At 58.5% G+C, this 12,252-nt stretch carries 2 protein-coding genes; one reads left to right on the plus strand and one right to left on the minus strand.

What is annotated here, in order from left to right:
• The first annotated feature begins 228 nt into the window (after positions 1-228).
• A complete protein-coding gene (locus BW958_RS03310) occupies positions 229-10,827 on the plus strand; it encodes a retention module-containing protein (protein WP_076574312.1) in 10,599 nt (3,532 codons plus the stop codon).
• Between the two features lie 66 nt (positions 10,828-10,893).
• Here the strand turns inward: BW958_RS03310 and aceA are convergent, their stop codons facing one another.
• Positions 10,894-12,207 carry an isocitrate lyase gene (gene aceA / locus BW958_RS03315; RefSeq protein WP_076574313.1) on the minus strand — a complete coding sequence of 438 codons (1,314 nt, stop codon included), beginning with the start codon at positions 12,205-12,207 and terminating at the stop codon, positions 10,894-10,896.
• Positions 12,208-12,252 lie beyond the last annotated feature (45 nt).

Genomic DNA, 12,252 nt, shown 5'->3' on the forward strand with positions numbered 1-12,252 from the left:
ATTGCTCCCGGCACCGGATGTCAAAAGTGGGAGTGACTTAACAGTTTCATCCAGTAGCGGGAACCTTGGCTGGCGTAGAGGGCCGTTTCGCGTTCGAAAGGGGGTCAGGCGAATCGATTATTCGGTGACCAATATGTCGAAATAATAGAAAGGACGGCGTCATTAGAGCACGGTATGATGTGCTCTTTTCGGATTCTTAACAGTCGACCGTCTCTCGCCGGAGTTGTCATGACCACGCTACGTATCGCTGTCCCCACTCGAATCACCGCTCTGCAAGACCCTTCCGCCCTGATTATCGCCGCTAATGGTGCGCAGCTGCCGGCCAGCGTAGGCATGTTACTCGAGCCCGGCATGCAGCTGCAGGTGGCCAGGCCCGAACAAGTGACGCTGCAAGCGCAATCTGCCGAGCCGCTGAATGTTAACGATGCGTCAACCCAGGCGCAGCTCGATGCCATTCAACAAGCCATCTTGCAGGGGAACGACCCGACGGCGCAGTTTGAAGCCACAGCGGCCGGCGCGGCGGCTGCGGGGGGCGGTGTGGTGGGCTCGAGTGCCGGCAGCGCGGTGATTGTCGAACGCATCGGTGACGCCACCTTGGCAGAGGCCGGTTTTGATACCACCCATGATGGGGGTAACGCGGTTCCTCCCCAGCGTGTGGCGGCAGTGGATATCGACGCCTTTGCGGCCATCACAGTCGATGAGCCACAAACCGCTGACAATATCATTAATGCCACTGAGCTGACCGCCCTGATCATTCGCGGCAGTGTCGATGATGTGGAGGTGGGGCAGCCGGTCACCGTCACGCTCACCGATAGCAGCGGTCAGAGCGTGACACTCACCACGACGGTGTTACCCGGCAACGTGTGGGCCGCTGACTTTGGCGATCTGACCGGCCGGCTGGTCGATGGCCAGATCACCATCACCGCTACCACAGTGGATGGGGCGGGCAACCGCGCCGTTGATAGCGCTAGCACGCTGCTTGATACCGTCACCACTATCTCCCTTGATCTGGCAGACAGTAGCGATAGCGGCGCCAGCCAGACTGATAACCTGACCCGGGATACAACGCCGCTGCTGCAAGGCCGGGGTGAGCCCGGTGCCAGCGTGACATTAAGTCTGGCCGGTCAGGTGCTGGCCGTGCTCACGGTGGATAGCGATGGCAACTGGCAATTCACTCTGCCGGCGGGGCTACCCGATGGGCAACACGATTTCCAGGTTGAGGCGGTTGATATCGCCGGTAACCGCGCCACGCAAACGTTGAGTATCACGGTAGATACCCAGGCGTCGGTGGATCTCGACGATCTTGATACATCGGCGCTGTTCGGCCAGACCAATGCCACGTTGAGCGGCACCAGCAGTCAGGTCGAAGCCGGACAAACCGTGACGATCGATCTGATTGGTAAAAGCGGCGTATTGCTTACCACGACCGCGCTGGTGCAGGAGGATGGTCGCTGGCAGGTAACCGGGCTCGATCTCTCTTCTCTCAACGACGCTTTTGAAGTGTGGGCCAGTGTCACTGATTTGGCCGGCAACAGTGCGACCGACGGCGCTCCGCTGATTGGCCAGAGCGAGACGCTCACCCTCTCCGAGTCCGAACTGGCGCAAGGGGCTGTCGTTGCGACCGGCACGCTCAATACCGGCGCCGGGGTGGATGGCAATCTGCAGGTGGTTTTTGGTGCGGATCAAACCAGCCTCGAGCAACTGGGGCTGCAGAGCCATGGCGAGCGGCTTAGCTATAGCCTGAGCAGTGATAACCATGTGCTGACGGCCACGGCTGGCGGTCAGACCGTCTTTACCCTGACACTCTCTGACGATGGCAGTTATCGCATCGAATGGGCCCAGAGCCTTGATCACCGCAGCGATACCTTAGCCTTGCCGTTTGCGCTGGAGTACCGTGATAACGACGGCGATCTGGTTAAGGCCAACCTGTCACTGCAATGGGTTGATAGCACGCCGGTAGCATTTACGGTTCCCGCGACAGCGCTCACTGAAGATGCGTTTGGCCACTCAGACGATGTGGTGAGCGCCAGCCGTTTTGTGATAAGTCACAATGCCGATCCGATCTTGCCAAGCAGTGTGATGTTCAGCCAGCAGAGCGATACTCTAGCCCGTCTCAATGGCTTGGGGCTCAGTAGCGATGGTCATCAGCTCACATTTGAATTTGATGGTGCGCGCCAACTGATCGGCTTTTACCAGGATGCGCAGGGCAAGCGGGTCGCGGTGCTCAGCGCCACCCTGACCGGCAGTGCCAATGGCCTCGATGTGGACGGTGAGATGTCCGTGCATCTGAGTGCGCCGCTGGATCACCAGCGCAGTGACGTTATCTCTCTTAACCTGCAGGTCGAAGCGCGTGATATTGATGGCGACAAGACTCAGGCTGCGGTGGTGATTACCCTGCGTGATGGCGCAGACCCGGTTATCGGCAGTGACCCCGGTATTGCCCTGACGGAAGGCCCGTCCCAGACGGTGGATGGTCAGGTGGCTGTGACCGTGGGTAGCGACCGCTTGGTTTCCCTTCACTTTGAGGGCGCCCAACCCTCGCTGACTGGGCTGACCAGTCAGGGTAAGGCGACGAGCTACGAGGTGCATGATAACCAGCTGACTGTCAAAGATTGGCAGGGCAAGACGCTGATGACAGTGACCATCGGGCTTGATGGCAAATACAGCGTTGCACTTAGTGGTGCTTTTGACCAACCGGCGGCGCCTCATCGTCTTGATCTGGGGCTACAGGTGGTGGGTCGTGATGCCGATGGGGATCACAGCAACGTCGGCACGCTTAACATCAGCATTGTTGACGGCGCTTTGCCACAGGTCGAGGCAGTGTCCTTGCCACTGGTAGAGGACAGCAACTGGCAGCAGAGCCAAACTCTTAATGGCGATCTGGTCATCAAAGCGGGCAGTGATCCGCTGGCCAGCATCACCTTCGATGCCAATCAGCCGGGGCTGCAGGGATTCACCTCGGGCCAACAGGTTGTGACCATCGCGGTGGCCGATCATCGTATCGAGGGGCGTACCTCCGATGGCACGCTGGTGTTTGAGCTGACTCTCGGCAACGATGGCAAATACAGCTTTACCCTTCATCAGGCACTGGACCAGGGCAGTGCCGACAGCCTGCTCAAGGCGGGTTTTACCCTGCTCGACAGCGATGGCGACAAGGTCTCCTCCACCATTACTGTGGCGGTAGGTGATGGCGCCAACCCGACCATCTCCGCAGTGACTGGCACTACCATCACCGAGATGGCGCAAGGGGAGGTGGCCACGGTCAGCACCATGAGCTTCACGGTGACCCACGGCAGCGATGCCCTCGATCCCGCATCGCTCGGTTTTGATATTGCCACCATCCAGAGCACCCTGACCGGCCTGACCAGTCATGGCAATCCGATCACCTTCTCCCTCGACGCCAACGGCCAGCTGGTCGGGATCGCCGGCGGGCAGGTGGTACTGCGCGCCGAACTGAATCCGGTCGACAACAACGGCAACTGGAGCATCACCGCCAAGGTCACCCTGAGCGGTGAGCTGGATCACAAGGGGAGTGAATCTCTTAACCTGCCGCTGGCGGTCACGCTGGCCGACAAGGATGGCGATCGCATCGGTACTTCGCTGCCGCTCATCATCTCGGATGGCAAGGCACCGAGCTTTATTCCTGGCATTGGTGTGACTCTGGATGAGGGTGACCTCACCGGCAGCAACAGCCTGAGCCAAACCGGTCACTTTGACGTGCAAGCCGGATCGGATCGTGTGGCCGATGTGGTGTTTGCCGATGGTAGCCTGCAACCGGCGCTCACAGCGCTCGGCCAGAGCGTCAAGTACGAGCTGTTTGATGGGGATCCTGCCATCTCCGGTAGCCAGTTGCTCAAGGGTTATGTGATGGTGGATGGCCAGCGGGTCGAGGTGTTTGAGGTCAAGCTGATCGGTAGCCTCGATCAGGCGGGCAAGAACGGTTTTGACTATCAGGTGACTCTCTATCAGGGGATCCATCAGGGCGCCAACGCCGTGACCGAGTTGCCCATCAAGGTGATCGTCAACGACTATGACAAGGCGGGTGGCAACAACGACAGCACCAGCGGCACCCTCAATATCCAGATTGGGGAAGGTGAGAAACCGACGTTGATACTGACCGGCGTGACGCTGGCAGAGGGGCGCTTCGATGGCGCCAACTCGGCCACCGACGACCAGCAGGCGAGCGGCAAAATCACCATTAAAGCTGACTCGGATCCGGTGACCGATGTGCGGCTGACGCTCTCCGGTCAGGTCATGGATGCCAGCTGCAAGCCCATTAGCCACAATGGCGAGGTCTTGACCTGGAAAGCGGTTGGCACGGATGGCCACACCTTCCAGGCCGTGACCAGCGGCGGTCTGGTGGTGATAACGGTGTCGATCCCCACAGTGCCCGCCAGCATCGCCGCTCACAGCAGCGCGGCTATCGATTATCAGGTGACCGTGCATACCAACCTGGATCACGGGGCGGATGACAAACTTAACCTGACCTTGCCGGTCAAGGTGACCGACAGCGACGGCAGCGTGACGACTGGCAATACCACCGCCGTGATTACCGATGCTGACAACCCCGTGATCACCAGCATCGAGGGTGTCACCGTCAAGGAGTCGGATCTCAACGGGGGCAGTGGCCAGCATGGGGGCACCAGCCCGTCAGGTTCGGGAGAGGTTGCCATCGGTCAGGTGATGATCGGCGCCGGGAGCGACCGGGTGGCTTCTCTGCAACTGGATGTGGCCCGTTTCAACGCCCTCAACAGCCTCACGTCGGGGGGCAAGGTGGTCACCATTGCCGCCGATAGCCAGCCTGGCGTGTATCTTGGCAAAGACAGCGCAGGCAAGCTCATCTTCAAGCTGACGTTGGATGTCTCTGGCCGTTATACCTTCGATCTTACCGGCAATCTGGATCACCGCGTCCAGGGCAAGGATCTGCTGGATATCCAGCTGCCGTTACAGGCGCGGGACAGTGACGGAGACCTCAGCGCCGAAGTGATTGGCCATGTGAGCGTGCAAGATGATGTGCCCGTGGCTGTGGATGCAAGCAAGACCCTGAATGAAGGTGCAAAAGTGACCGGCGATCTGCTGGCCACTGCCAGTGAGGGGGCGGACGATGCAGTCGTTAAATCGGTAACCATCAACGGTTTCGAGCACCCCGTCGCCGCAAGGGGCAATACCACCATCTCGGTAACAGATGGCACAGGACAAGCTATCGGCACTTTGGTTATCAATGCCGAGGGTAACTACAGCTTCACGGCCAAGTCGGGCATCGATCACAGCAACAGCACCCTGGTACAGCAGATTGGATTCCATTTGGTGGACGGTGACGGGGATACCGATGATGGGGTTCTGACTCTGACCATCCGGGATGAGGCTGGCAAACTCACTGTGAGCTCGGTCACCGGTCAGGAGGATGCGGGTGCAACCGATCCGGGCCAGGGGATCCCCATTACCATGAGCCTGGATGTGGGGGATTTCGATCGGGGCGAACATGTTGAACAACTGCTGTTCCAGGCGCCGGCCAATGCCCAGGGTACCTTCTATTTCAACGGCATCGCACTGACCACCATTACCCAAGGTGGCAAGACCTGGTATCAGGTGCCGCCTACGGCCATGGTGGCGGTGGCCAACACCAACGACAAGTTCGAGCTCACCGGTGTCACCTTCGTGCCGAACCACGACTACTCGAGCTACAACAACGGAGGCAATCCCCTGCGCTTCCCGGTGCAGTTGCAGGTGGGCGTCACCGAGGGGAGCAAGCCCCCGGTGCTTACCGGCAATCTTGATATTACGGTACAGGGTATTGCCGACCAGCCACTCTGGGATGGAGCGAGCACACACCAGCACTACACCACTAGTGAGGACAGCAGCGGCATTGCCCTCAATGTGCAGGCGGGCCTCACCGATAGGGATGGCTCCGAGACCCTGACCTACCAGATCAAATGGGAAGCGGGTCAGGGGACTCTGACCCTGAACGGCCAGGTGCTTACCCCGGGGACAAACGGCCTCTATACCGTTGCTGGTAGCGACATCAACAAGATCACCGTGGTGCCCGGTAAGGACTATAGCGGTGACATCAAGCTATCGGTGACTCCGATCAGCACGGAGAAGAACCCGATCGCTCAGGGTCAGGGTATGGCGCAGGGAGACAAAATTGAGTTGGTGATCAACGTTAATCCGGTAGCGGATGACGCCAAGCTGACCCTTCGTGACATTCAGGGCAAGGAAGACACCCTGCTCGATCTGGGCAGCAAGATCGCCCTTGTTCATCTGGATGACAAACTCGATGGCTCCGAGCAGATGTTTGTCCGCATCAGTGGCCTGCCTGACGGTGCAACTTTGTTGCTGGGCGGTGTAGCGGTGAGTCAGAGCGCCGAAGGCTACTACGAGGTTCCCTACGATCGTATTGGCGATCTCAAACTAGAACCACCTAAAAACAGCAACGTCGATTTTGACCTCACCATCAAGGGCGTGTTGAAAGACACGACGACCTTGACCGATGTCAATGGTCAGACCCATACCGTGGTCAATGAGAAAGAGACCGGCTCCCAGACTCTGCATGTGGATCTGGTTGGGGTCGCGGACCAGCCGCACTTTGATGTAAGCAATAGCCATTGGCAAGACAATGCCGGTCAGGGTTATGTCACCACAGTGAAAGAAGACAGTGGAGCACAGCTTGATTTCAAGCTTTTGTCGGGAGAGAAGATCGATACCCCTGCCGATAACTCCGAAAGCTTGAACATGGTGCTGATGGGCCTGCCAGAGGGCGCCAAGGTGCTTGATAGCACCGGCAAGGCGTTGACGCTCGCTTACGCCGGGCTTGATGGCAGTGGCCAGCCGACCTATCAGGTCAATATCTCAAGTCTTGGGAATCTGGTTATCCAGCCACCTCACAATAGCACCAGTGATCTGCACCTGACGGCCCGGGTTGTGGTGACCGAAAACGATGGCCACCATCAGATCGTTGAGACGCCGTTGCTGGTTAAGGTCGAGCCGCAGATTGATGCTAAGGATTACAACAACACCAGCCACGGCTTGGAAGATGATTACACCGTCCTCAATTGGCAGCCCGATCTGTCGGCTGATGGCAATGAGCATGTTACCCAGCTGCACTTCTCCGGTATTGAGTCCGGCTATCACCTCTGGATTAAAGAGGGAAGCAACATCACCGAACTGACTGCAACGTGCGGTGCACTGGATATCTCGGATACCGATCTTGCTCGGCTGCTCCATGGCGCTCAGTTGCTGGTGACCGCACCGAAGGACAGCGACAAGGACACCCATATCCAAAGTCACGTGACTGTTACTCAGCACGACGTGGATTCGAACGTGGTGGCGAGCAAGGAGATAACGGGCTCGCTGCAGGTGGATATTCAAGCCGTGGTGGAGAGTGACACTGTCCTGACGTTGAGTCATCCCGTCCTCGTGAGCTCATGGGATAAACCTGTGCTGTTGGCCGAAGCAGTCAAGGTCACTGATATGGACCCCAGCAGCAGTGAGCATATCGATTATCTGGTGATTAGTGGTTTGCCCAGTGGCTTCGTCGTGATCGGTGGGATTAACGATGGTAATGGCAGTTGGACAGTCCCAGCGGCCAATATCGGCAGCTATGCCTTGCAAGCGCCGATGGGATTTGCACGCCAGACCACCTTTACAGTGACGGCTCATGTGATTGATGACGGTGAAGACGGAGATCGCAGCGCGGCAGCGACCCGAAGCGTGCAGGTCAATGCGTTGTTTGTGCTACCCATTTCCGGATTGGGGCAGGCGGCCGAGATCACCTTTAATGCCCAACCGGTCAACGGTCATGAAGATCAGTTGCTGGCACTGGGCTCTGCCCTCAAATCGCAAATTACCATTGGCAGCAGTCACGCGGACAATGACGAAGTCAGTCTCGTGATCAAGGGCTTGCCAGCGGGTGTATCAGTTCACGGCATGGTGTTTGATTTCGTTAACAATCAGTATGTTATCAAGACTTCTCCGAGCCTTGATGGGCTGGAGAAGTTAACGGTAAGCCTGCCTGCCAACTATGCCGGCTCGCTGCCTATCACTGTGGATGTGGTCAACACCGATACCGATAGCGGCCGCAGCCATTTGGTCAGTCACGACATTCGGTTAGATATTTCTCCGGTCGTGGATGTAGCGGGGACTAATAGTCATCCCACTCTCGAGGTCGCGGTCACCAATAATCAGGAAGGTCAGCAGGCTAGCCTTAATCTGGCTGTCAAACTGGCAGATCTGACTCCCTCGCCAGACAAGGGGGGAGCGGAGCAGGTTGAGAAGGTCACGGTGACGGTCGATGCGCGTTATGGCTACTTTATCGATGACAATGGCCAGCCCACCACAACTCTGGTGGTGGATGATATGTCGGGGTTACAGAGCCTGCCCTTTGTGCCGACCGCGTATTACAGCGGTCAGGTGCCGCTGCATATCAAGGTGGAGGTGGTCGACACCGCCTTGGTGAACGGTCATCTGGTCAGTGACCGTGGCAGCTGGGAAAGCGATATCGCTATCGATATCACGCCGGTGAATAATGAGGCCACTTTGACGGTCGTTAATGCAAATGGCCTTGAAGACGGTGCTGTCAGCCTGGCCGGCATGGGGGCCGTGCTGACTGATACCGATGGCTCCGAGCAGATTGTGGCGCTGCAGATTAAAGGCGTTCCGGATGGATTTACGCTCTCTGCCCCGGCGGTTAATAACGGCCATGGAGTGTGGCAACTGCCCGTTGGGACCAATTTCTCCACGCTTTCCCTGATCCCGCCGGCCGATTTCAGCGGCGCGGTGACGCTTGCGCTCAGCGCCTTTACCCTGGATAAGGGGCTGACGCTGCCGCTTGAAAGAAGCCAATCGTTCACCGTCACCGTCAATCCGGTGGGGGATGCGCTCTTCAGCAATATGGTGACCAGCGCCAATGGCACGGAAGGCGAGGCTATCTCGCTCACCCTTAATCTGGAAACCCGCGATACGCGAGCAACCGGCAGCGCTGCCAGCCAGGTACATGAATATGGCCCCGAGCAGGTACGTGTGACTATTTCTGATGTGCCTGAGGGCGCTGAAGTGCGCCTGCCAGATGGGGTGCCGGGCACGGTGACCCCGCTTGGGAATGGCCAGTGGCAGATCACGACCACGGGCGGCGAGCTAAAGAGCGTGCTGCTGGTGACTCATGATGTGAATGGCAAGTTTGCGTTGAGTGTCACGGCGCAGAGTCTTGATAACGGCGCGTTGGGTCCAGAGGTACACGGCACCATCACGCTGGATGTGGTTGCCGTTAACGATGCGCCGGTCAATCAGGTGCCGCAGCAGACCTTGTTGGCAGAGGAAGATCAGCCGTTGGTGATTCACGACCTGCAGGTCAAGGATGTCGACGCTGGCAATGGTGCCATCGAGGTGCATCTTGTCGTCGGTCACGGCACCTTAAATGTGGGCGTCACCAGTGGCGTCACTGTCACAGGAAATGGCAGCGGGAGCGTGCTGCTATCTGGTCCGCTCGCAGCCATCAATGCCCTGCTGGCATCCGGGGTCACTTATCAGGGAAATCCGGATTTTCACGGCGATGATAGCCTGCAGATGGTGACCAACGACAAGGGCAACAGTGGTAGCGGTGGCGCGCTGAGCGATACCGACGTGGTAGCCATCGACGTGCAGCCGGTGAACGATGCGCCGGTCAATCAGGTGCCAAGTCACATGACCGTGCAAGAGGACAGTCCCTACTCGTTAAGCGCTGTGAGAGTGTCAGATGTGGATGCTGATACCCTGACCGTCAGCCTGAGTGTGGAGCATGGCGTGTTGGTACTGGTCGCAGCCAGTGCCACTGTGCAGGTCACTCAGGCGGCCGACCACCCCGAGCGTATGACACTCGAAGGCCGTGCCGATGAGATTAACGCCCTGCTGGCAAGCGCCATTCACTATCAGCCAACTCCCGATTATTGGGGCAGTGATCAGCTGACCGTCCACACCTCGGATATGGGGCAAAGCGGCAGTGGCGGCGTATTAACGGCCGATAGCCAAATCCCTATCACGGTGCGCCCTGAAGCGGATATGCCACATCTGGATGTGGCCAGTCATGGCATTCTGGCACTGGAAGGGGCGCATATTCCAATCGGGATTTCGCTCTCACTGGCTAATCCCACCCCCGGTGAGCTCTCTCTTTCGCTATCCGGGCTCAATGGCGCGCAGGTTGTCGACGCTGATGGCAATACGGTGGGGTCTGCTGGCAGCGGCGGAGATTGGCTGCTGCCAGTGGATCATACGCTGGGGCTCGCGCTCGAAGGGGTCAGCGCCGGGGATCATGCTCTTACCCTGACAGCCACCTCCGCGGTGGATGGCACGACGCAAAGCACCTCGCAGTCGCTCACGCTGCATGTGGAGTCTGGCCACTCACTGGTGGGCAGCATTGATGATGATCACCTGTTTGGCAGCGATGGCGATGACATCTTGCAAGGGGGCAAGGGCAATGACGTGCTGCAAGGGGGCGCCGGTCATGACCGGTTTGTCTGGAACTCGGCCGATCAGGGTAGCGAAGCAGCGCCTGCGCACGACACCATTACCGATTTTAAACTCGGTGAGGATGTGCTCGATATCTCCGACCTACTGCAAGGTAGTAGCGGCAGTGGTAGCGATGACCTTTCCCGCATTCTGCATCTGTCGGTGAGCAGTGCCGGCAATGGTCTGAGCAAGGTTGAGCTTGGCATTTCACCGGCGGGTGATGACAAGGTAACCCAATCCATTACGCTCGAGCGGGTGGATTTGGGCCCATTGTCCGGCAGTAGCCACAGCGAGATTTTGCAGGCGCTTATCGAGCAGCAGGATCTGCAGACACACACTACCCCGTGAGGCACAGCGAAAGGTAAAAAAGAGGGAGGCGCGAGCCTCCCTCAAGGTAACTGAGGCATTGGGCCATCAGTGGAATTGGTCTTCCTCGGTCGAGCCGGTGAGGGCCGTGACCGATGACTGGCCGCCCTGGATCACGGTGGTGACCTTGTCGAAGTAGCCGGTGCCGACCTCTTGCTGGTGCGCCACGAAGGTGTAACCCTGCTTGGCGGCCGCAAACTCGGGCTCTTGTACCATTTCGACGTAGTGCTTCATCCCTTCGCCACGGGCGTACTGGTAGGCCAGTTGGTACATGTTGAACCACATGTTGTGGATACCGGCCAGGGTAATGAACTGGTACTTGTAGCCCATGTCGGAGAGCTCCTGCTGGAAGCGGGCGATGGTGGCATCGTCTAAGTTCTTCTTCCAGTTAAAGCTCGGCGAGCAGTTGTAGGCCAGAATGCGATCCGGGAACTTGGCCTTGATGGCTTCGGCAAACTTGCGTGCTTCCACCAGATCCGGTTTGGCGGTTTCGCACCATACCATGTCGGCATAGGGGGCGTAGGCCAGACCGCGGGCAATCGCCTGATCAATGCCGGCACGCACCTTGTAAAAGCCTTCCGAGGTCCGCTCGCCGGTCAGGAAATCGGCATCGTACGGATCACTGTCGGAGGTGAGCAGGTCAGCGGCGTTGGCATCGGTCCGGGCAATCACCAGCGTGGTGGTGCCGCACACGTCGGCCGCCAGACGGGCTGCGACCAGTTTTTGCACCGCTTCCTGGGTTGGCACCAGCACCTTGCCGCCCATGTGGCCGCATTTTTTCACCGAAGCCAGCTGATCTTCAAAGTGCACGCCGGCAGCGCCTGCTTCAATCATTCCTTTCATCAGCTCGAAGGCGTTGAGTACGCCGCCAAAGCCCGCTTCGGCATCGGCCACGATCGGCAGGAAATAGTCGATAAAGCCCTCGTCGTGCGGGCCGACCTTGCCAGCCCACTGGATCTGGTCGGCTCGGGCAAACGAGTTGTTAATGCGTGTCACCACGGACGGGACCGAGTTGGACGGATAGAGCGACTGATCCGGGTACATGGTGCCCGCCAAGTTATTGTCAGCCGCCACCTGCCAGCCAGAGAGGTAAATCGCCTCAATCCCGGCTTTGGCTTGTTGCACCGCCTGACCGGCAGTGAGTGCGCCGAGGCAATTCACATAGCCTTTCTTGGCGCCGCCGTGGATCAGGTCCCACAGTTTGTCGGCTCCGCGCTGGGCCAGGGTATGTGCCGGCTGGACGGTGCCGCGCAGGTTGACCACGTCCTCGGCCCGGTAGCCGCGTTTGATCCCCTTCCAGCGGGGGTTTTCAGCCCAGTCCTTCTCGATTGCCTGGATCTGTTGTTCACGGGTCAGAGCCATATCAGTTCCCTCTTTCATGGTTTTCACGTTTCCGTTGACTTGTTA

Origin of the sequence: Aeromonas sp. RU39B (assembly GCF_900156095.1) — a bacterium.
Classification (GTDB): Bacteria; Pseudomonadota; Gammaproteobacteria; order Enterobacterales; family Aeromonadaceae; genus Aeromonas.